Source organism: Mesorhizobium metallidurans STM 2683 (assembly GCF_000350085.1).
GTDB lineage: Bacteria > Pseudomonadota > Alphaproteobacteria > Rhizobiales > Rhizobiaceae > Mesorhizobium > Mesorhizobium metallidurans.
Genome location: NZ_CAUM01000095.1, coordinates 18,047 through 38,722, shown reverse-complemented (window position 1 = coordinate 38,722; position 20,676 = coordinate 18,047). Strand labels below are relative to the sequence as shown.

The window sequence follows — 20,676 nt, the reverse complement described above, 5'->3', positions numbered from 1 at the left end:
ATGGATCGGGTCTTCGTAGAATATTACGAGGAGGAGTTGACCCATATCCGCGCACTCGCGGCGGAATTTGCCGACATGCATCCGGCTGTGGCGCGCAATCTTTCGCTCGATACGGTCCCGTGTCCGGATCCGTATGTCGAGCGGTTGCTTGATGGCGTCGCTTTCCTCGCCGCGCGCACCCGGCTGAAGGTCGATGCGGAACGCTCGCGGTTTTCACGCAGCGTGCTCGATGTCCTCTATCCCGATCTGGTTTCACCGGCGCCGGCAACGGCGATGGCAGTGCTGAAACCCGGCCAGCAGGTCCAGTCGATGATTGCCGGCCATGTCATCAAGCGGAACACGCGGCTGGTCTCCAGCCTGCAACCCGGCCTGTCGACGCGCTGCACTTTCACCACCGCGCAGGAAATGACGCTGTGGCCGATAGCCATCACTTCGGTCGGCTATTTTCAGGATCGCAGCGCGCTGGCGGCGGCCGGCATAACGCCGGTCGGCGGTGTGGGCGGTGAGACGGCGCTCCGCATCATGCTGGCTCGAACCGGAAAGGGCAGGCTCAACGAACTGGCGCTGGACCGGCTTGATCTCTATTTTGCCGGGCGTACCAAGGCGCCGCTGCTTTTTGACGCGATTTTCGGTGCCTGCTCGACTGTTGGCGCACGAGCGGAAGGCAAGACCAACCCGCTATCGCCTTTGCCGGAACCCGAAATGGTCGGCATCAGCGACGACGAGGCGCTGATGCCTCGTACCCGTCCGACATTCGAAGGGTACCGGCTGCTGCGCGAATATTTCATGATGCCCGAGCGCTTCCACTATGTGCGGATTTCAGGGCTGCAACCCATCCTGCGCAAATGCGACGCCGGGATCGAGATCATCTTCATGTTCCGGCGTCCGGTGGCCGAGCTTGCCGACCTGACACCGGCCGATTTCGAACTGTTCGCAACGCCGATCATCAACCTCTTCGAGCGTGAGTGCAACGTCATCGAACTCGATCCCCGCAAGACGCGGCAAGTGCTGCATGCCGACCGCACGCGGGCGCGGGACTTCGAGATCTACCGGGTCACCCGCGTCGAGGACGCCGACACCGAGGGGAACGACGCCGAAATCCCAGAGCTGTTCAGCCTCGGGCAAAACCGCGGCAGCGGCTGGGTCTACTCCACCGAACGGCGCCCTCGCCGGGCCACCGAGGATGAACGGCGCGACGGCCTGACCCGCACCTCATACACCGGGGACGACGTCTTTCTGTCGATCTCCCGTCCGCTCGCAAGCCCGCCAAACCGTCCGCTGAAGCGAGTCGACATCATGGCGCTTTGCACCAACCGCGATCTGCCGATCCTCGACGACAACCCCACTTTGACGCTGGAGACAGGCGATCCGGTAGAAACGGTCAGGCTCCTGGGCGCATTGCGTTCACCGCAGCCGGCCATCCCTGCCGCGCTGCCGGCGGGCGCCGAGGGCGAATCCCGTGCCGACAATCTCGCCTGGCGTCTCGTGGCGCAACTCGCGCTCAACTTTCTCAGCCTTGCCAAGGAAGGTCGCGGTACGGACCCGCTGCATGCGCTGCTCGATCTTTATGCCGACCGGGGAGATCCGAGCCTCGCCCGCAATGTGCATTCGATCGTTCGCATCGACTCGCGGTCGGTCATCGAACGGCTGCAGATCGACGGACCGATGTGCTTCGGACGGGGCACGGAAGTGACGCTGCATGTGGACCAGTCGGTCCTAGCGGGGCAAAGCACATTGCTGCTTTCGGCCTTGCTCGCGCGGCTGTTTAGCCGTCATGCCGGAATAAACGGCTTTGTGCGAACCCGCACGCGGCTGCTGCAGAAGCAGGAGGATGTGCCATGGCCGATGACGCCCGGCAATCGCTACCTGATCTAGACACATTCGACCTGGACCGGGCCGAAGGGCTGTCTGAATCGTTCGACTTCTTCGAGCTGTTGCGTCGGCTCGAACGGAGGGGCGGTCTGTTCGGCTATTCCGGCCAGCCGGATCGTGAGCCGGCAAGGCTCGGGCAGCATGTGCGTCTCAGCTTTACCGCCAAGGACGTGGTTGAGTTCCGCGACACGAAGGACAAGACGCCGGGGAAGGACGGGGCGCCGACCCGGGTCACGGTTGCAAATCTCGGGCTGATGGGACCGGAAGGTCCCCTGCCGCTGCATCTGACGCGTTGGGTGCTCGATCGCCTGTCGCAGCGCTGGTTCACCGGCGCCGATGCGCAACAGACCAGCGACACGACCTTCGTGGATTTCGTCAACATTCTTCAGCATCGCATGATCGCCCTGTACTATCGGGCCTGGGCGGATGCCCACCCCGCGGTACAGGTGGAACGCGCGGTCGGCGGCCGCGTTCGCGCCATGCTTGAGGCCATGGCGGGGATCGGCCTGCCCGGCACCCTCAATCCCGATCTCGACACGGTGAAGCTTCGTCAGGCCGCTTCGCTTGCCAGCCAGGTCGACGGCCCAGAGCGATTGACGCTATTTTTAGCGGAAGCGTTCAATGTACCGGTCCAGATCAAGGAATTCGTCGCCGCGTGGATAAACATACCACCCTCGCTCCAGACCCGCCTTGCCAAGGCCTACGGTACGCTCGGTCGCGGGGCGACGATCGGCCCGCGCGTCTTCAACCGCCAAAGCCGGATCGAACTCCGCGTCGGCCCGCTCGGATATGAGGACTTCAAGGCGTTCCTGCCGGGCGGTCAGCGTCTGAAAGTGTTCAAGCAGGCCGTTCGCGACATGATCGGGGAATCGCTCGACGTCGATCTGCGGATCGTGCTCGCGCGCGACGCCGTGCCGCCGCCGCGTATCGGAGCGATACAACTCGGCCGGACCACTTGGCTTGCGCGGCCCGCCGAAAGGGGGGATGCTGACGACATGCGGTTGCGGACGATCGTCGGATGGCGGCCGGAATCGGCGGGGGTCGCGGCATGAGTCTGCTGCTGACGCTGGAGCAAGGACCACGTACCCAGGCGGTAAGGCAGACCCGGCTGGACGAGGGTGAGTTGGTGATCGGCCGCAGCGCGGACGCGGGCTGGCAGATCGACGATCCCGACATGTTCGTTTCGCGCGCCCATTGCAAGATCACTGGCGGGCGAGATGGATACTTCGTTACCGACACGTCGAGCAGCGGGCTGTTCATCAACGACTCCGACAGCCCGCTCGGCGCTGGCGCGTCGGTCCGTCTTCAAAACGGTATGCGGCTGAGGCTGGGCGATTACATCGTATGCGTCGATCTGCGGATGCCGGTCGCTCAAGCACCAGCAGCCAACCAATCGGTCATGGAACGGTCGCCGGCGTCACGAGCGCCGGTAAGCATCGGCCGCGATGATTTCTTTTCAGCCACGGTCGAAGAAGAGCCGCGACGGCCACGTCCTGCCGATCTGCCGAACCCGTTCGAGCAGCCAGTTCCAGGAGCGTTCGAGCGTGCCAACCAGCGCAGTTCGCCTGCCTTCGACGACCCGTTCAGCCTCGATCCGGTATCAACGCCGGCGCCGAAAGGCGCTGCCTATCCCGAACCACGTGGTGCGCCAGGCCCCGCGGACCCATTCAGCCTCGATCCGGTGCCTTCCCGCAACGGTGCAACCGAGTCCGTTCCAGGAAAGTCATCCGAATTCGATGACGATTTTGGTTTCGGGCCGGCCGCTGCGCCTGATTTGAGAAACGGCGCCGGCCCGTCCGGTCAACGTGAACGCGCCGCCGTAAGACCGCAATCCGCCAACCCCTGGGATCTGCCTGCGCAACCGGCTGAGGCGCCTCCTCCGCCAAGAACGGGCGCTGCTGCCAAAGCTGCCCGGCCGGCAGCGGCGAGGCTCAATGACATGGCGCTTCGCACGGCATTCCTGCGTGGCATGGGCATTGAGGAAGCCGATTTTCCAGGGCGCGATACCGCCGCGGAAATGGAGAAGTTCGGTCGCGAATACCGGCTGATGATGGAAGGCCTGATGCAGCTTCTGCGCAAGCGAGCCGAGGAAAAGGGAAGCGCCCGTGTCGCCCAGACGATGGTCGGGGCCTCTGAGGTCAATCCGCTCAAGTTTCTGCCGACGGTCGACGACGCCATCGTCACCATTATCGCCGAGCGCAGCCCCGGATTTCTCGCCGGCGAAGCAGCAATCGCCGACGCGGTCCGCGACCTCGCGCAACATCACGTGCGCGCCTGGCGCGGTGTGCAGACCGCCTTGCGGCGGATGATTGACCGGTTTGACCCGGCGGCGATCGAGGAAGAGCTGAAATCGAATTCCGCGATCGGCACCCTGCTTTCAGGCGGGCGCGGCGCCAAGCTGTGGGAACTCTACCAGAAACGCCATCGTGAAATCGCCCAGAGCGCGGAATCGAGCTTCCTTGGTGAAATCGGCGCAGATTTTCGGGACGCATATGAGGAGGAGTGAGACATGATCGATCGACGCGAATTCGTCATTGCCCTGGGCGCGACGGGGTTGCTTACGGCTTGCCAGAGCGGTCCGCCAAAGCCATCGGCGATCACGGTCAACCTGACCGGCGCTGCCGGCATGAACCCGGGACCGGGTGGCGGCGATCGACCTGTGACGGTCCTCGTGATGCGGCTGCGCAGCACCGGTAAATTCAATTCGGCCGACTATTTCGCGCTGCAGGGGGATGCCGGCTCCGCGCTCGCAGGCGATCTCATCGGATCCGACCAGATGTCAGTCGCGCCGGGAAAGACCGCTACCAAAATCATTACCGTCGAGCCGGATGCAACTGCGCTGGGCTTCGTTGCGCTGATCCGCGAGCCCGGCGGCAGAAACTGGCGGACAACCAAGTCAGTTTCGCCGGGATCACAATTTACCGTCAATGCAACGCTTGGCAGCGGTGGAATTTCCGCCTAGCGGCCAAGGCAAGGGGTGCTCGATGCAGAGAGTGGCGGCATGAGCGATGCAAACAGGGTGCTGTGGTCCGAAGGCCTGTTTCTGCGGACCCAGCATTTTCAGCAGCAGGATCGTTTTTTCGAGGCGACTGTGCGCGGCGCTTTGCAGGCCGGGCAGCTCCATACATTCGGCTTTCAGCAGCTGACGCTGGACCAGGCAATGCTCGATGCCGGCCAGGTCTCAATCCTGTCGGCCCGGGGCATCTTCCCGGACGGGACGCCCTTCTCCATTCCAGACATGATGGACGCGCCGCGACCGCTGCCGGTCACGGCGGATACGGGCGCCGGCTCAGTGCTGGTCGCCCTGCCGCTCGAACCTCCCGGCGGCGTCGGCTTCGATCCGGCGCACGCCGCACCCACGGGCGCGCGCTATCACGGAAAGATTGTTTCGGTCCGCGACGCCGTCCAGGGCGGTTCGGACGCTGAAGAGATCGAAATCGCCCGTCCGCAGGCCCTGCTGCTTGCCCCCGGAAAATCGGTTGGCGGTTACACCGCCCTGCCCATAGCCGACATCAAGGGCATTCGAGCCGACGGCGGGGTGTCCCTGGACGAGACGTTCCTGCCGCCGACCTTGGTTACCGGCGCGGTGGCCTGGTATCGGCAATTGCTTCTGGAAGTCGTTACAGGCCTCGACCAGATCGCCGAGGCGCATGGCAAGATGGTCATGGGCGGGCCAGGCCGCAGCGTCGAAGACCTGTTGATGCTCAATCTTGCCAATGCGGCGCGTCCCCGACTGGCCCACATGCTGGCGCAGGATGTTTTCCATCCGGCCGAGCTTTATCTGGAACTCGCCGGTCTTGCCGGGTCGATGGCGACCTATGGATCCAGCGCGCGGCGGTTGGGCGAGTTGCCCGCTTACGATCACATGGCGCCTGGCCCCGCATATTCGGCGCTGGCGGATGCCCTGCGCTCGCTCATCCTGAGCCTGCGTTACATCGAGCCGAAGTCGCGCGCACTGCCCGTCATGCGGCATTCGACCAATGTCTGGAAAATCCGCATCGACAATCCAAAGCTCTTGGTGGCCAGCCGGATCGTCATCCGGGTCGGGTCCGAGCTGTCGGAGGATGCGCTACGCAAGATATTCGTCAATCAGGCGACTGTCGGCGCAGCCGATCAGTTCGAGGGCCTATGGAAATCCCGCCTGCCCGGCATTCCGCTGAAACCGCTTCATTCGCAACCCCGTGAAATCCCCTACGACGGCGATCGGCTGTGCCTTGAGCTGGATCAGAAAAGCGAGCACTGGGCCTCGCTGCTCGATGCCCCCGGCTTCGTCATCGGCGTTTCGGGCGTGTTGCCGAGCGAACCGCAGGTGGACTGCTATTCGGTAAACAGGTGAAATCATGAGCCGGGATGATCCTTTCGGACTGTCAGAGGATCGTGAACGCACTCGCATACGGCTGACCGGCGCGCCGATGCCGCGCCCGATGGCGCCGCTCTTGCCAGGCGCGCCGATAAAACGGTCCCGCGCTCACCCGAACGCACTTGTCAACGCCTTCGCGCCCTTGCTCGAGTTCGCGCCCGAGCTTGAAAGCGCGCTGCCGCCGGAGAATCCGGAAGCATTGCGCACCCGGTTGCTCGACGAACTGGTTCGGGCACGCGATACCGCAATGTCGTCGGGGTCCTCGCTGGAGCGGGCCGATCAGGCGGCCTGGGTGGTGGCGGCGCTGCTCGACGATCTGGCCTTGAACACGCCGTGGGGTGGTGCCAGCGCGTGGCCGCGTCAACCGCTCGTGGTCATGCTCCGCGGCGATGTCGATGCCGGCACGCAGTTCTTTACCCGTCTCGACGAACTGGAGCGCCACCCGAACCGTGATCGCGAATTGCTGGAACTGCAATATCATTGCCTGGCGCTCGGCTTCCGCGGCAAGTATCGCGTGCCCGGCCGATCGGGCGACCGCTCGCTCAATGCCGTTCGCGTGGCTGCGGCACGCTTCCTGCGCGATGCCGACGCCGAAGGCGCGCCGCTGTCGCCGAACTGGAAAGGCGTGATCGCCTCAGACGAGCCGCAGCGCTTCATCGTTCCGATCTGGGTGATGGCGCTCGCCGCCGCTGTTGTCGCCACCGCAATCCATATCGGGCTCTCGATGGGCCTGAGCAGCCAGGCAGTCGAGCTTTCCGCGCTTGTCCGCGCGCTGCCACCTCCCGCGCGGGGGAATATCAGCCGCACGTCGCCACAGGTCGACGCACCGCCGCCAGAGGCCGTGGATTTTGCGCTGTTGCCGGAATTTCAGGCCGGGGCGCCGGCCAATCTCAGATCGGCCCTCAGAGGCACCGAGAGCGTTTCGCTGGCGAGGCTGGTCGTTCAGGCCTCCAACCCCGAACTGTTCCAGTCGTCGCGAGCACAACTGACGGACGGTTTCGAGCCCCTGATCGGTTCTATCGCCAAGGTGATCCTCGCCAATCAGGAACTGATCGGAAACATCACGGTGGTCGGCCACACCGACAGCGTTCCGCTACAAAGCTCCAACCCGCTCTCCACCAACCAGCGGCTGTCCGAAGCGCGCGCGGCGACCATTGCCGACATGCTGGTCCGGAACGGAGTACCGCGGGACCGCGTTCGTTCCGAAGGTCGCGCAGCCACCGATCCCGTAGCCAAAAACAGCACGCGTCAAGGTCGGGCCCTCAACCGCCGCGTCGAGGTGCTGGTCGAAAAGAGGCTGTGAGATGTTCATCCTGCGCTTCCTCTGGGCGGTTCTGACATCGCGCTGGCTCTGGACGCTGATCGGCATCACGCTGCTTTCCCTGGTTATCTGGGTGTTCGGTCCGATCGTCAGGGTCGGTGCCTACGAACCCTTCGCCTCGGAAAATGTGCGCATCGTCATTATTGCGCTGCTGGTCATCTTCTGGCTGATCTGGCTGATCATCGCCCAGCGCCGGGCGATCCGTGCCAACCGCATGTTCGTCGCCGAGATCGCCGCGCCAGCGGTGGAAAAGCCGATCAGCCCCGGCGAAGAGAACGTCGCCGCCGTCGGTGCCAAGTTCGCCGAAGTGATGGCCGAACTGAAGCGCCGCAAGCTGGGCGGGCGCAAGTTTCTGCGCGAAATGCCCTGGTATGTGATTGTCGGGCCGCCGGCCACCGGCAAGACCACGGCCCTGCGGCAGTCTGGGCTGAACTTTCCGATCGACCTGACCGACGACCTGCAGGGGGTTGGCGGCACACGCAACTGCGACTGGTTCTTTTCGGAGAACGCGGTTCTGATCGACACCGCCGGCCGCTATGTCCAGCAGGAGAGCCAGCCCGACGTCGATGCGGCGGAATGGCTGGGCTTCCTCGACCTTTTGAAGAAGCACCGAGGCCGCCGGGCACTGAATGGGGTGATCGTCGCGCTATCGATCGACGTGCTTTCGGAGGGCGACGAAGCCATCAAGGCACACGGCCGCAAGATCCGCCGCCGGCTGGCTGAGCTCAACGACCGGCTCGAAATCCGCCTTCCTGTCTATCTGATGCTGACCAAGGCCGACCTGATCAAGGGTTTCGAAGCTTTCTTCGGCGGCCTGTCGACGACCTCGCGCGAGCAGGTGTGGGGGACGACCTTCGCGCTGGACGCGCGTGTCGACGCAAAGACCATAGAGCGGGAAATCGCCACCCTGGCGACGGAACTCGAGCGGCGACTGGTGCCGCGCCTGGAGGACGAGGACAAACTCGCCGCCCGCGCCGAGATCTTCAGGTTTCCCGCCCAACTCGCAAGTCTGTCCGAACCAATCCACGTGCTGATCGAGGCAATGTTCGGCGAAAGCCGGTACGAAGAAGCCGCCTGGCTGCGCGGCCTCTATCTGACGTCAGCAACCCAGGAAGGGGCACCCATCGACCGGCTGGCCGCGGCGCTGTCTTCTTCCTTCGGTCTTCCGCCGCGACGTGCCATGCCGGCGCCGCGCGTCGAAAAACGCAGCTTTTTCCTGAAGAATCTGCTGACCGAGGTCATCTTCAGGGAAGCGGGCCTGGGGACGTTCGATCCGCTGGCGCAGCGCCGCCGCACCTGGATCTGGCGTGGCGCCGCCGCCGCATGTGCCGCCTCCGCCCTGTTGGCCGGCGCGATGTTCACCTGGTCCTACTATGACAACCGCAATGCGATCACGGCGCAGGCAAGCCAGTTCGAGGCGCTGCAGACGCCGCTGACCGCGGCTGCGGCAAACCCGGCGTCGGTGGAGCAGCCGGCCATCGATGGCGCGCTCAATGCGATGGCCGAGGTCGCAAATGCCCGAACGGCACCGCCGAGCAGTGCCCAGGATTTGCTCGGACCATCGGCCTCGGCGGAACTGCTGCGGGCGCAGGCCGACACCTACGACCACGCTTTGCGCAACGTTCTTGAGCCGCACATGATCGCTCTGCTCGAGGCAACCATGTGGCGGCAGATCCGCGATCCGGATTTCATGCTGGGGGCGCTGAAGACCTATCGCATGATGACGGGCCTGTCACAGATGGATTCCGATTTCGTCCAGAACTGGTGGGTGAACGACTTGCCCGAATTCGCACCGGCGGCGCCCTTTCCGACGGCCGACGCGGAAGAGCACCAGCTTGCCGCGATTCGCCGCATGGCGGTCGACGACAGCTATATCGCGCCGGATCAGGCTCTGGTTGCCGAGGCACTGAAAACAGTCTGCACGATTTCATTGCCGGCGCGTGCCTACAGGCAGCTGCTGGCCGACCCGGCGGTGGCCGGGCTCAAGGAATGGACCCCCGCGAATTTCGCCGGACCCAATGGCGCCAAGGTTTTTGCGCGGCGTTCCGGCAAGACGCTCCGCGTTGGCATTTCGGGAGCATTCACCTATTCCGGCTTCCACGACGCCATTCTCGACCGGGTCGAGGATGTCGCAGCCCAGGCGGCGCTGGATCGCGCGGTCTTCGCCGGTGGCTGTTCGGAGAATTCCGAAACCTCCGTCTCTGCCCTGTCCGAGGATATTCTGAAGCTCTATTACGAGGACTACATCGCGCAATGGGACAGTTTCCTGCGCGATATCAGACTTGCGCCATTGGCCGACCTGAATGTCGCCAGCGAGAATCTCAAGGACCTTTCAAGCGCCGATTCCGCACTGAAACGCCTGCTTACGGCAGTCATTCAGGAGACCGACCTTACGCGATCCGATGAAGCGCCGGCCGACAACAAGGCCGCAGCGAAAGGCGGCTCGAAACTGCTCGGCAAGCTAGGGAAGCTGGGAAAGATCGTGAAGACGGGGGCAAAATTGCTGCCGCGCGCTGGCTCTCCCGACGAGGTGGATCTTACCGGCAATCTGGTGGCCGAACACTTCAAACCGCTCAAGGGCGCAATCGCCGAGGTTGACGGCCAGCCGCCGGCGCTCGACGCCGCGGTGGTGGCCCTGACCGCCCTGTCCAACGTTCTGCAGACGGTCGCGGCCAATCCCGACCCCCAGGACGCCATCAAGAAGCAGGGCGGGCTTGCCGAGCTGACGGGAGCGGTCGCCAGGCAAGCGCAGATCCTGCCCGATCCGGTCGACGGCTGGCTCGGCGGCATCGCCGGCGATACCAGCGGCCTGACGCAGAAGGCGGTCACCTCGGAGCTTAACGCCATCTGGCGCGCCGACATCCTGCCGTTCTGCCAGGCAGCGCTGAACGACCGTTATCCCTTCAGCCCCGAAAGCGCGGTCGACGTCAATGTCCGTGATTTCGCTCGTCTGTTCGGGCCGGCCGGAATGATAGACGCCTTCATCAACGACCATCTGATCAGCTATGTCGACACCGCCAGCCAACCATGGAAATGGCGTGCCGATTTTGGCCTGGACTCTTCGGCTCTGGCGGCATTCGAACAGGCCAGGCGCATCCGCGACGATCTCTTTCCCGGCGGTACCGGCCCGGTGATGAACTTCACGCTCGAGCCCAAGGATCTGTCTCCGAACGTCACACGCGTCACGCTCAATCTCGATGGCCAGAACCTCGTCTACTTCAACAACGCGACGCGGCCGCAGCCGATGACCTGGCCCGGCAAGGACGGCACCGGCGTCATCTCGCTCGCCTTCCTGCCGATCGACGGCTCACCCGAAATCATGATGAACGAGACCGGCAGCTGGGCATGGCTGAGGATGTTGCGCGGCGGCCGTTTCACAGGCACCTCGCTGACTGACGTCTATAGCCTGCGACTGGGGACGCAAGGCATGTATGCCGACTTCGAGCTCAAGGCGGCAAGCGTCGAGAACCCCTACAATCTTCAGATGTTCAAGAAGTTCTCATGTCCGCCCCAGATATGATCCTGCCCGGCTTTTACGGCAAAATGCCTGCTACCGGCGATTTCGTCACGCGGCGGCTGCCGGGGGACTTCGTGCGCGTCTGGGACCGCTGGCTGGCACAGCACATCGTCCCGCTGATGGGACTGGAATTTTGGCCGCGCACCACCGTGTTGCGCTTTTTGGCCGGTACGGCTTCCTTCGGCGCGTCGGCAGGCATCATCTTGCAAAGCGCCGACCGGGTAGGCAGGCAGTTTCCGCTGACCGTCGTCGCGCAGCTCTCCGAGGCTCCCTTCCAGCTGGCCCATGCGGAGGCATGGTTGTCCGGAATCGAAGAGGCAGCCATCGCCGCACAACAAGGTGAGCTGACCCCCGACGAGCTGGATGCCGCCTTGACGGCACTGCCGGTACCGCCCGTGGAACCGGGCAGCGAGATCATTACCGACCTGGTGATGTGGACTGCACATTCCGACATTTTCGATATCGATCCGCAATCGCCCGCAGAGACGCTGGAGCAGATCTTCACAGTCAGCTGGGAGACCAGCTGATGCAGATCTGGAACCAGATGGGCTATCCGCACCAATTCACCATGGGCATGGACAAGGCCGGCCATGAGTGGATCGTCGTGGTGGTAAAAGGCACATTCGACTTTCCCACGACACCCGGCGGACTGGTGCAAAAATCGTCGGAGCAGGTTCCGCTGGTCATGGCCGACACGCAGACCGGCGTGCCCGGCTATTCGGCCACGCTGTGGGAAACCGATTTCGCCTTCCGCAAGCCGCGCTGCGACATTGTCGCCAATGGCTGTGCTTACGCACCAAACGGCAGACCGGTCGAGCGTGTACCGGTCGGCATCAAGTTGGGCAATTGGTCAAAACTGTTCGAGGTCGTCGGCCACCGCGAATGGCGCTCAGTCGGCCCGGTCTTTACCGCCACGTCGCCGCAGCCCTTCTTCAAGCTTCCGATCTCCTACGACGTTGCTTGGGGCGGTACCGATCGTCTGGATCCCGAGGACGAGCTTCCTGCCAGCTACAAATACAATCCGGTCGGAATCGGCTGGTCGCGCACGAGAAACCAGCGCCTCGTCCCCGGCCTACGGCTGCCGAACACGCAAGCTGTCGATGAGGAAATCCGCTCGCCGTTCGGCGATTACAAGCCAATGAGCTTCGGGCCAATGGGACGTGGCTGGCCGGGCCGCATCGAATATGGCGGCACCTATGACGACAACTGGACAAAGAACATATTCCCGTTCCTGCCGCCTGACTTCGACGAACGCTATTTCCAGATGGCGCCGCCTGACCAGCAGATCGACCACCCGAAAGGCGGCGAGGACGTGGTGCTCATCAATCTGACGCCGGAAGGGCGGGTGAGCTTTCGACTGCCACCGACCGCGTTACCGATGACGTTGTTCGCCGCGGACGACGAGGAGCCGCGCTTCGAAGGAACGGTATTCCCTGATTCATTGCTGTTCGATCCTGAGCATAGGCGCTTCTCCATGGTGTGGCGGATTTCAAGCCGCATTCGTCGCACGATCCTGGACTTCGTGGAGTGCTGGGTAGGCCCGCCCTCTGAATCGATGCTCAGAGCACGAGCCTCCGGCCGCCGCTATATTCGAGCCGGGGGAACGTCGGACTTTGTTCCCGAGGACGCATGACAAATCGCCTCGTCATATCTTCGATCGGCATGGTCACAGCAGTTGGTCTGGACGCGCCTTCTTCTTGCGCGGCCATGCGGGCGGGCATCGACGGTTTTCAGGAGACAAGATTTGCAGCCGGCGGCGGCAAGCAGTTGATTGGAGCGCCCATTCCAATCAAGGAAAACTGGATCGGTGAAAGGCGGATTGCCTATATGGCGGCTGCCGCGATCAAGGAGGCCCTAGGCGGCGCACCCGGTGCATCGGGATCGACGATCACCCTGATCCTGTGTCTCGCGGAAGAGGGACGGCCAGGCAGGCCTGCACCGGACGCACAGCGCCTTCTCGGCCGCATAGGTGAACTCACCGGTCTGACAAGCGCCTGGCAGACGCACGTCATCGCCCATGGTCGCCCGTCCGGTCACATCGCGATCGAGCATGCGCGCAGATTGTTAAGCTCCGGGGACGCCGAAAATGTCCTGATTGCGGCCGTCGACAGCTATCTCACAGCCGGGACAATCACCCATTACTTCATGGAAAGTCGCCTGCTGGCGCCACGTCATCCCGACGGATTTATACCCGGAGAGGCGGCCGCAGCATTCATGTGTACTTTGGCAGGCCGGCCCGGGGCCCGTGGCCTCGAACTTCTCGGGCTGGGGCTCACGCGCGAGCCGGCCCATATCTACAACGAGGCGGATTTGCCGCTCCGCGGCGACGGGATGACTGTGGCTTATCGATCAGCCCTCGAAGAGACAGGAGTAGAACTCAGTCGGGTGGGTTACAGAATCGCTGATCTGATCGGTGAGAAATACTGGTTCAAGCAAAGCGCACTGGCGACGTTGCGACTGGCTCGAGGCCGCCGCGAGTTCATGGATATCTGGTCGCCGGGAGAGACCGTAGGCAATGTCGGCGCCGCCGTGGTGCCGATCATGGTGGGATGGGCATTTACCGCCGCAGCCAAAGGATATGCCGCAGGTGATCCGGTCCTGATCGAGGCATCCAATGATGTGGGCGAGTGCGGGGCAGCGGTTCTGAGCGGATCGGCGCGATAGATGGGAAATGTGTTCGCCAACGGGCTGGAAATTTCCGGAAGAGGAAGCGACGGCAAAACGATTGCCGCCTTTCCGGACACCTGCTTCACGCCTCCGGAAAATCCTGCCACGCCCCCTGGCGTACCAATTCCTTATCCCAGTTTCGGGTTTTCAAGCGATACTGATCAAGGAACGGGGACCGTCAAGATCTCCGACAAGACCGTCAATATCAAGAACCAGTCCTTTCTCTCAAAAACATCCGGAACGGAGGCCGGATGCGCGGCAAAAAAGGGCATTATTACTTCTACAAATACCGGCAAGGAGTATTTCCAGTCGTGGTCGAACAATGTGAAGTTCGACGGCGAACCTGTTATCCGGTTCACCGACCTTGCGACGAACAACCACGCCTCACTTGCCGCCAACCAGAGTGCGCCTTGGTACCATCTTCTCTTCAGGGACGGCGCGGAGACGGAATGCTGGGTGCTCCTGCAGGAGCACAATCTGAGACTGCATCCCCACAACCAGGCAAATTGCCCGGATGGCTATGAATCCGAGCACTATGTCGGAAACGAATATTTTCAACACGACCGAGAGCACAACCAAAGTTACCAGCAATGGAAGAATTACAGCCAGCACCGCGCGCCCTGCGTGTGCATCCGCGCCAAAAAACACGCCCAGGGCGGAGGATTTCAGCATTCGGGACCAGGTTCGAAGGTCAACACACCGCACGACCTCAAGACCAAGCGGCTCAATCAATACAAGGAACGCCTGGCCAAACGCGGACAGAAGCCGAAGCTGAAGGGCGTTGTCGCCCAAGGTGCCGACGCCATTGTCAACACGCACAAGGAGACCAAGGCGGCCGATCCCGATACCAAGAAGGAGATCGCAAAGTGTCTGCGGGCGATCTTCATGGCCTATATCGAAGATGCGGTGCATCCCCCGAAGTCGCGTGAGACGTTGAATAATATGACGACCATGGCGCACAAGAGCTAAGCTGGGCAGAAGGAAGGGCGCAGCAAATGTCTAGGAAAATCTCGGACCTCAGCCCTGACGAAGTCGACACCGACGCCATAAATGCTTACCACCTTGGCGGAAATCTCTTCAGCGTTTCACTGCAGTTGACCGACCGACACAATGAGATCGCGCACTCTTACCTGTTCAAGATCTCCTTCGACGGTCGGAGCATCCGCAGCGAGACCATATTTGAATTGCCGAGCCAGATCCTATCTCACGTCAGCCGCTCGCCGGACGAACACGTCGTTCTGGACCTCGGTGCGACGACCCACCTGTTCCGAGGCAAGTCCCACACGACATGGGAAACGCCCTTTGACGACTTCGTTGACAAGATCTGGCAGCACGAAGGGGGAGAACTGTACCTCCTTGGAGACGCCGGCATCTGCTGCATTGCGGAAGGACAGTCGTGGCGACCCATCAAACGAGGCACAAAGTCAAATCTAAGAACCATTCACGGCCAACCAGGTGGTGACGTGCACGTGGCTGGCTTCGATGGCGCCCTGCTTCGCCTGGCGGGTGGCAAGTGGAAACAGATTCCACTCAACTTCAACGTACCGATCAACGCCGTCCACGTGACATCTGATGGCCGCGTAAAGATGGGTGGCGACGACGGCGACTGCTTCGAATACTTCGAGGATCGTGTAGATGAAGTCCAAGGCCCGGAGACGGACTTTGCATCGATCTACGAATTCAAGGGCAAGACCTATTGGGGCGACGACGGACATGGCCTTCTCGTTCAAGATGGGTTCAAACTGGTCCCGTTCCGCGCCTTGGACTTCGGGAACTTCATGCATGCGTCGCGCGAACTCTTGGTGGTTGTCGGCTGGAAGGAAGTATTTTTGTTTGACGGAGATGAATGGCGGGGCTTCGAGTTTGAATATGACGGCGAACTCCACTGCCGCATCGTCGACATGACGCGCCGCTATCTATAGAAACGCTTTTACTTCACGCACAATTCGCGTCCGTCAGATCGGTTCAGACCCGCTCTGAGCATTTGTGTTTACGCAATTCCGGACGCAAAACCTGGACTTGCTCCAAAGCGTCTCGTTTGACCGGCCTCATGCGACGCGCTTAGGTCGTTGTTTTATGCTTGTCGTTATCGCAAAACCGCCGCGTACTTTTGCCCGAGATGCATTAGAGAACAGCGCCGGGATGGCCGTCGTCCGCTATGGTATTCTTGCGCACAGCGATGTAACTGCGAACCTTATCGAGATCGAGGTCCGCTATTCTCGGCGGATCGGGAACCGACAGCATTCGCAGGACAAAAAGTTCCCCCTGCTCCGGAGATTCCTCGTAGATCTTGCGGGCCATTGCCAGCCCGTGCTCGCCTGCGACCCGCAGCCCATCCAGATAGGCTTCCAAACGCTCGACAAGGCGCGCTAACCTGACCTCGTCCATATCGGGGTTCTCATCGGGATGAAGCAGATGGTAGTCGTACACAGTCCAAAGAAAGGCTGCCATCTCGGCGTGTTGGCGAACAATCTCGGGAAGGATCGGGACTGGCATCAGTTGAGATTCACCGATCCGCCACGAATTCTATTCGTGGCGCTGGCATGGCTGGTTACGTAAGTTCCCCGGATGGTGATATGGCCATCGTGCTCCATAACAATGGTGGCCTTTCCGCAGCGCAGTTCGATGCGTTTTCCGCTCACTATCCTTACACATTCGCCGTCGCTGACAACCGACGGCAAACCGGATTTATGCGCCGGTTCGACAATTCGCCCAACTATCAGCGGCCTAAGAGGATCGCCGTCCTGGAAAAGCAATGCCACCTCGGCCCCAATCATTGAAGACGACAGTTCGGTCAGGCTTCGCGCCTGGACAGCATCCGTGGACGGGTTGCCGGGGAATACGACCAACGGCCCGCTGTCGCCCATCCCCAGGAACATGCCTATCACGACACCGTCTATTCGTCCCAGAACATCAACCATTTGAATATCCTAGTTCTGATGGATCTTACTGCCCTTCATGACGATCTTCTTCGAGGCAGTTATGCCGATTTCGCCTGATCCGGTAACGGTGATGTCCTTGCCCTCGATGGTGATCGTCCCGTCCTTCTTCAGCGCGATGCCTGCCGCCCCGCATTTGATCAGAATGCTATCGCCTGCCTGAATGGTGAGGTTTTTTCCGACCTTGATTGTTTTGTCCTCGCCGATGTCTTCCACACCATTCTTCGCGATCTTCGCCGCACTGTTTCCACCAACTTCGGTCTGGTCGTCCTTGGCGATTTTGGCTAATCGGCCCGCGTCGATTGTCGTGTCCTGGTCCTTGGCAATCTTGACCGTCTGACCACCACCAATCTGGACGCTCTGATCCGCAGCAACCTGCCAATTGTCCGCCGCCCCGATATCGTGGCTCTGCGCCGCCCCTACAGTAACCGACCGTGTCGCACCGATTGTATTCGCTTGCAGGCCACCCACGGTCCGGGTCTCGGATGCGCCGACCGAATCGACCCGAGCCGCGCCAACGGTCACCGTCTGGACGGCGCCGACAGTTTGCGTATGCGCTATGCCGATTGTCTCGGTGGAGTTTGACCCAACATTGATGGTTTCGTTCGAGCCCACCGTCAGCGAGCGATCTACACCCACCGTCTCGGTATCGTTCGAGCCGATGTCCGTGGTCTGGTCGACGCCGACCTTGACCGTCTTGTTGTTGCCGACGTCCTCGTCGAGGTTGTGGCCGACGGAGTGCTTGGCGTCGTGGTCTATGCGATCCGACTGGTCGTGCTGGACCAGCTTGGTGCGGTCGTTCTTGATCAGAAGGTTATGATCCTTCTGCGCCTGGAAATTGACCAGTTCGGAGCCGGCCTTGTCCTCGAACATCAATTCGTTGTAGCCGCCGCCGCCTTTGGAGGAGTCCGACTTCCAGCCGGATTGCGTGGCGCTGCCCGGCAGCCCGTAGGGCGGCATCTGCGAGGCGTTGTAGACCCTGCCGGTGATGATCGGCAGATCCGGGTCGCCTTCAATGAAATCGATGATGACCTCCTGGCCGATGCGCGGTATCTGGATGAACCCCCAGCCGCTGCCGGCCCAGGTCTGCGAGACCCGCACGAAACAGGAGCTGTTCTGGTCCTTCTTGCCCAGACGGTCCCAGTGGAACTGCACCTTCACCCGGGCATATTTGTCGGTGAATATCTCCTCGCCGGAGGGACCGACCACCGTCGCCGTCTGGGGGCCGCGCATGATCGGCCGGGGCGTAATCCGCGGCGGACGATAGGGCAAGGCAGTCGGCGCGACACCCAGGATCACCTTGAAGTTCTCGCTGCCGACGTCGGCAAGGGCCCTGTAGCCCGGATCGAACAGCCGGTATTCGGCGCTGACCACCAGATACTCCTGGTTCTGGTCTTCGCGCGGAAAGCCGTCCAGCTTGAACGTGCAGCCCGAATACAGCCCACGCACGGTTCCGACAGCGGCGATGCGCTGGTGCACGGCCTGGATTTCCTCGCGCCGTATCGCGGCCAGGCTGTCGCCGCGACCGACTTCAAGATGCGCACCCGGTTGGCGGTAATTCTCGCCTGCCGCCAATTTGTGGCCGAACGGCTGGGCGGATTTGGCCATCAGGTCGGCGCCCGGCTTCTCGAAATCATAGTCGGTGTGGACATAGGCGCCCGGCCGCACCGAACTGCCCGGAATCCATTCGGTGATGTATTCGACATCGCGCCGCGAGCCCTGCCCTTCAAAGTGATAAGGCACCTTTTCGTAACCCGGCGCAGGCTTCAGCTTGCTCATCGCATCGGCGAGCACAAGTGTGTGCTTGCCCTCGTCGTGCTCGAAGAAATACAGGATGCCTTCGTGCTCGAGCAGCCGCTGCACGAAATCGAGATCGGTCTCGTCGTACTGGACGCAGTATTCGCGCGGCGGATAAGACCCTTGCAAGCGCTTCTCGAATTTTGCCGTGCTGTATTTCGAGAAAACCTCCTCGACGATTTCGATGACGCTCATGTTCTGGAAAATGCGGCAGTCGGTCGTGTTGCCGAGGAACCAGAGCCATGGCCTGATGACCGCTTCGTAATAGGCCAGCCTGTCCTCGATCCGGGTGAGCCGGAATTCCGAGATCAGGCCGCTGAACCAGCGTTTCGGATCGGATTCCCCTTCGATCGAGACAGCCCCGCCCAGCATCTTGAGCGGGTCGATATCGGGGCTGCTGCTGACGAACCCGACAGTATAGGCCAGACAACGACTGATCTCATCGCGCCCGACAAGATGGGTGAAGGTCAACAACTCGGCGCCAACCGGTGTCTGCACAACCGTAGCACGTTCGTTCGGCATGGGTCGTGCCCCTCCTGGACGCGGCCGCCAGTGTGGCGGATTTGAAGTTCCTGCTATGTGATCAGCATCACCTTCAGGAACGCCACACCAGGCCATGCTGAGCCTACCACAGGTTTTCCCGCCGACCAAAAAAGAACGAGCGGCAGCTGAACCTTGCCTTATCGATTTCATGGACTTGAAACGCTGCTGTCCTGTTATACTTGCAAGCTGCTAGAATGGTGGCTTATCGATCGAAGATCGACGGCGATTTTGGATGTTCATCAGGCTGCAAATCAACAATGTCGACGCCCTGCCCGCTGGCATCTCGACTGGCTATGCAACCCGTGATCGCGGCTTCGAAATCGGACGCGAGGCTTGTGACTGGACCTTGTCCGACCCGGACAAATTCGTCTCCGGACGGCACTGCGAGATCCGGTACGACGCGGGCGCGTTCTGGCTGCACGATGTCTCGCGCAATGGAACCTTCATCAACGGATCGAGCCAGCGCATGGCTGGCCCGCATCGGCTCGGTCATGGCGACCGGCTGCTGATTGGCCGCTACGTCATCTCCGTAGCGATTGACGACGAGCGCGCGACGACAGGCCATGCTCAAGGCAATCGCGGTTCGACGCAACGGGAAATGCCGGTTGCCACGGGCCGGCCGCCGAGCCTCGAAAACGAGCCCTTCTTCAGTCCGGCGGAGCAGCGGCCCGGGCAGCAGGCGTCGGCGTCGACATCTTCCTTGCTGCAGCCCATTCCTCCGCCCTCGGCGGGGGCCGCACCGCGCCACCCTGACGCAGACGAGGTGCTGCGGGAAATCGCGATCGGAGCCGGCATTTCACCGGAATTGCTTCAATTGCGTGACAAGCATGAAGTCGCCGCCGAAATCGGCGCGGTGCTGCGGACCGTGGTCGAGGAACTGGCCTTGCTGCTGAAGGCGCGGGCGGCTGCGAAGATACTGGCCAAGAGCACACACCGGACGATGATAAGTGCCGAGGACAACAATCCCTTGAAATTCGTCCCGGGAACCGACGATATCCTTGAGATCATGTTCGCACGGCGCAGAGTCGGCTATCTTGATGCCAGGCACAGCATCGAAGACGCATTCCGCGATCTCAAGACGCACGAATTCGCCACCTACGCAGCCATGCAGGCTGCTCTCTCCCGCCTGCTTGACGACTTGTCGCCCGAGGCGATCGGCAAAAAGCTACCGCCTACCTCGTTCAGTTCGAAGAAAGGCCTGGCCTGGGACGCCTTTGTCGCGAAATGGCGAACCATGGAGGAAGCCCACGAAAACGGCATGCTGGATATATTCCTGTCCTATTTCAGCGAGGCTTATGCCAAGGCCGACAAGCAAAAATAGACCGGTGAGACCGACGCTGGCGCATAGAAGATGCGAGTGCATCCTTGCGCACCCGAAAGAACGTGCAGTGCTATAGTCGGCGAAGAAAAATCTCCCTGGCGCACTGCATCCGGTTCCAATGGACACTTTCTGAGACTACGATCACATACGACAGTTCGCCAAGCTGGTAAGGTTGATTGACCTGGGGTCTGCGGCAAATGTCATCTTACGGCGGGATAGCGTTTTGTAGCCAACCTTCCTCCGAACACTGCCCTCGTCAGCAGGGCCAGCGTTTCCTGCACCTGACCAGGAGCCGTTTTGCGCCTTTCCGGCGCATGCACGGACATCGCGCGTGGATGG

At 61.7% G+C, this 20,676-nt stretch carries 16 protein-coding genes; 13 read left to right on the top strand and 3 right to left on the bottom strand.

Annotated elements, in window-relative coordinates:
• From tssF to MESS2_RS14745, 12 genes are read left to right on the top strand one after another with little or no spacing between them, the layout of a single operon-like run.
• The gene (tssF, locus tag MESS2_RS14800) at positions 1-1,875 is read left to right on the top strand and encodes a type VI secretion system baseplate subunit TssF (RefSeq protein WP_008875168.1); all 1,875 of its coding nucleotides are present in this window, start codon (positions 1-3) and stop codon (positions 1,873-1,875) included.
• Positions 1,839-2,924, top strand: a complete 1,086-nt coding sequence (tssG, locus tag MESS2_RS14795; protein WP_008875167.1) for a type VI secretion system baseplate subunit TssG — start codon at positions 1,839-1,841, stop codon at positions 2,922-2,924. Before tssF ends, tssG begins: the two co-directional genes overlap by 37 nt.
• The gene (gene tagH, locus MESS2_RS14790) at positions 2,921-4,378 is read left to right on the top strand and encodes a type VI secretion system-associated FHA domain protein TagH (RefSeq protein WP_008875166.1); all 1,458 of its coding nucleotides are present in this window, start codon (positions 2,921-2,923) and stop codon (positions 4,376-4,378) included. Before tssG ends, tagH (MESS2_RS14790) begins: the two co-directional genes overlap by 4 nt.
• 3 nt (positions 4,379-4,381) lie before the next feature.
• Positions 4,382-4,834, top strand: coding sequence for a type VI secretion system lipoprotein TssJ (tssJ, locus tag MESS2_RS14785; protein ID WP_008875165.1), 453 nt, complete (start codon positions 4,382-4,384; stop codon positions 4,832-4,834).
• A 39-nt stretch (positions 4,835-4,873) separates the two neighbouring features.
• A complete protein-coding gene (gene tssK / locus MESS2_RS14780) occupies positions 4,874-6,208 on the top strand; it encodes a type VI secretion system baseplate subunit TssK (protein ID WP_008875164.1) in 1,335 nt (444 codons plus the stop codon).
• Positions 6,209-6,212: 4 nt separating this feature from the next.
• On the top strand, positions 6,213-7,535 hold the full coding sequence (gene icmH, locus MESS2_RS14775) for a type IVB secretion system protein IcmH/DotU (RefSeq protein ID WP_008875163.1): 1,323 nt from the start codon (positions 6,213-6,215) through the stop codon (positions 7,533-7,535).
• 1 nt (position 7,536) lies between these two features.
• A complete protein-coding gene (gene tssM / locus MESS2_RS14770; RefSeq protein ID WP_008875162.1) occupies positions 7,537-11,073 on the top strand; it encodes a type VI secretion system membrane subunit TssM in 3,537 nt (1,178 codons plus the stop codon).
• A complete protein-coding gene (tagF, locus tag MESS2_RS14765) occupies positions 11,070-11,597 on the top strand; it encodes a type VI secretion system-associated protein TagF (protein ID WP_008875161.1) in 528 nt (175 codons plus the stop codon). Before tssM ends, tagF begins: the two co-directional genes overlap by 4 nt.
• A complete protein-coding gene (locus tag MESS2_RS14760; protein ID WP_008875160.1) occupies positions 11,597-12,703 on the top strand; it encodes a DUF2169 family type VI secretion system accessory protein in 1,107 nt (368 codons plus the stop codon). Before tagF ends, MESS2_RS14760 begins: the two co-directional genes overlap by 1 nt.
• Positions 12,700-13,734, top strand: a complete 1,035-nt coding sequence (locus MESS2_RS14755) for a hypothetical protein (protein ID WP_008875159.1) — start codon at positions 12,700-12,702, stop codon at positions 13,732-13,734. The genes MESS2_RS14760 and MESS2_RS14755 overlap by 4 nt, the downstream gene beginning before the upstream one ends.
• The gene (locus MESS2_RS14750; protein WP_008875158.1) at positions 13,735-14,706 is read left to right on the top strand and encodes a DUF4150 domain-containing protein; all 972 of its coding nucleotides are present in this window, start codon (positions 13,735-13,737) and stop codon (positions 14,704-14,706) included.
• 26 nt (positions 14,707-14,732) lie between these two features.
• Entirely contained in the window at positions 14,733-15,659 is a 927-nt protein-coding gene (locus MESS2_RS14745; RefSeq protein ID WP_008875157.1) for a hypothetical protein, read from the top strand.
• Between the two features lie 202 nt (positions 15,660-15,861).
• Here MESS2_RS14745 and MESS2_RS14740 read toward each other — a convergent pair whose 3' ends face one another.
• The 3 genes from MESS2_RS14740 to MESS2_RS14730 are packed head-to-tail and all read right to left on the bottom strand — an operon-like array spanning position 15,862 to position 18,995.
• Positions 15,862-16,233 carry a hypothetical protein gene (locus tag MESS2_RS14740; RefSeq protein WP_008875156.1) on the bottom strand — a complete coding sequence of 124 codons (372 nt, stop codon included), beginning with the start codon at positions 16,231-16,233 and terminating at the stop codon, positions 15,862-15,864.
• Positions 16,233-16,658: a DUF6484 domain-containing protein gene (locus MESS2_RS14735; RefSeq protein WP_008875155.1), complete on the bottom strand. Its 426-nt coding sequence runs from the start codon at positions 16,656-16,658 to the stop codon at positions 16,233-16,235. The genes MESS2_RS14740 and MESS2_RS14735 overlap by 1 nt, the downstream gene beginning before the upstream one ends.
• A 9-nt stretch (positions 16,659-16,667) precedes the next feature.
• The gene (locus MESS2_RS14730) at positions 16,668-18,995 is read right to left on the bottom strand and encodes a type VI secretion system Vgr family protein (protein ID WP_008875153.1); all 2,328 of its coding nucleotides are present in this window, start codon (positions 18,993-18,995) and stop codon (positions 16,668-16,670) included.
• A gap of 253 nt (positions 18,996-19,248) precedes the next feature.
• Here MESS2_RS14730 and tagH (MESS2_RS14725) point away from each other — a divergent pair, with 253 nt between their 5' ends.
• On the top strand, positions 19,249-20,337 hold the full coding sequence (tagH, locus tag MESS2_RS14725; RefSeq protein WP_008875152.1) for a type VI secretion system-associated FHA domain protein TagH: 1,089 nt from the start codon (positions 19,249-19,251) through the stop codon (positions 20,335-20,337).
• Positions 20,338-20,676 lie beyond the last annotated feature (339 nt).

Excerpts from the sequence above, each read along its gene's own strand:
- tssJ (WP_008875165.1), top strand. The coding sequence starts at position 4,382 with ATGATCGATCGACGCGAATTCGTCATTGCCCTGGGCGCGACGGGGTTG.
- tagH (WP_008875166.1), top strand. The coding sequence starts at position 2,921 with ATGAGTCTGCTGCTGACGCTGGAGCAAGGACCACGTACCCAGGCGGTA.
- MESS2_RS14740 (WP_008875156.1), bottom strand. The coding sequence starts at position 16,233 with ATGCCAGTCCCGATCCTTCCCGAGATTGTTCGCCAACACGCCGAGATG.
- MESS2_RS14745 (WP_008875157.1), top strand. The coding sequence starts at position 14,733 with ATGTCTAGGAAAATCTCGGACCTCAGCCCTGACGAAGTCGACACCGAC.
- MESS2_RS14735 (WP_008875155.1), bottom strand. The coding sequence starts at position 16,658 with ATGGTTGATGTTCTGGGACGAATAGACGGTGTCGTGATAGGCATGTTC.
- tssG (WP_008875167.1), top strand. The coding sequence starts at position 1,839 with ATGGCCGATGACGCCCGGCAATCGCTACCTGATCTAGACACATTCGAC.
- tssF (WP_008875168.1), top strand. The coding sequence starts at position 1 with ATGGATCGGGTCTTCGTAGAATATTACGAGGAGGAGTTGACCCATATC.
- tagH (WP_008875152.1), top strand. The coding sequence starts at position 19,249 with ATGTTCATCAGGCTGCAAATCAACAATGTCGACGCCCTGCCCGCTGGC.
- tssK (WP_008875164.1), top strand. The coding sequence starts at position 4,874 with ATGAGCGATGCAAACAGGGTGCTGTGGTCCGAAGGCCTGTTTCTGCGG.
- MESS2_RS14730 (WP_008875153.1), bottom strand. The coding sequence starts at position 18,995 with ATGCCGAACGAACGTGCTACGGTTGTGCAGACACCGGTTGGCGCCGAG.
- icmH (WP_008875163.1), top strand. The coding sequence starts at position 6,213 with ATGAGCCGGGATGATCCTTTCGGACTGTCAGAGGATCGTGAACGCACT.
- tssM (WP_008875162.1), top strand. The coding sequence starts at position 7,537 with ATGTTCATCCTGCGCTTCCTCTGGGCGGTTCTGACATCGCGCTGGCTC.
- tagF (WP_008875161.1), top strand. The coding sequence starts at position 11,070 with ATGATCCTGCCCGGCTTTTACGGCAAAATGCCTGCTACCGGCGATTTC.
- MESS2_RS14755 (WP_008875159.1), top strand. The coding sequence starts at position 12,700 with ATGACAAATCGCCTCGTCATATCTTCGATCGGCATGGTCACAGCAGTT.
- MESS2_RS14750 (WP_008875158.1), top strand. The coding sequence starts at position 13,735 with ATGGGAAATGTGTTCGCCAACGGGCTGGAAATTTCCGGAAGAGGAAGC.
- MESS2_RS14760 (WP_008875160.1), top strand. The coding sequence starts at position 11,597 with ATGCAGATCTGGAACCAGATGGGCTATCCGCACCAATTCACCATGGGC.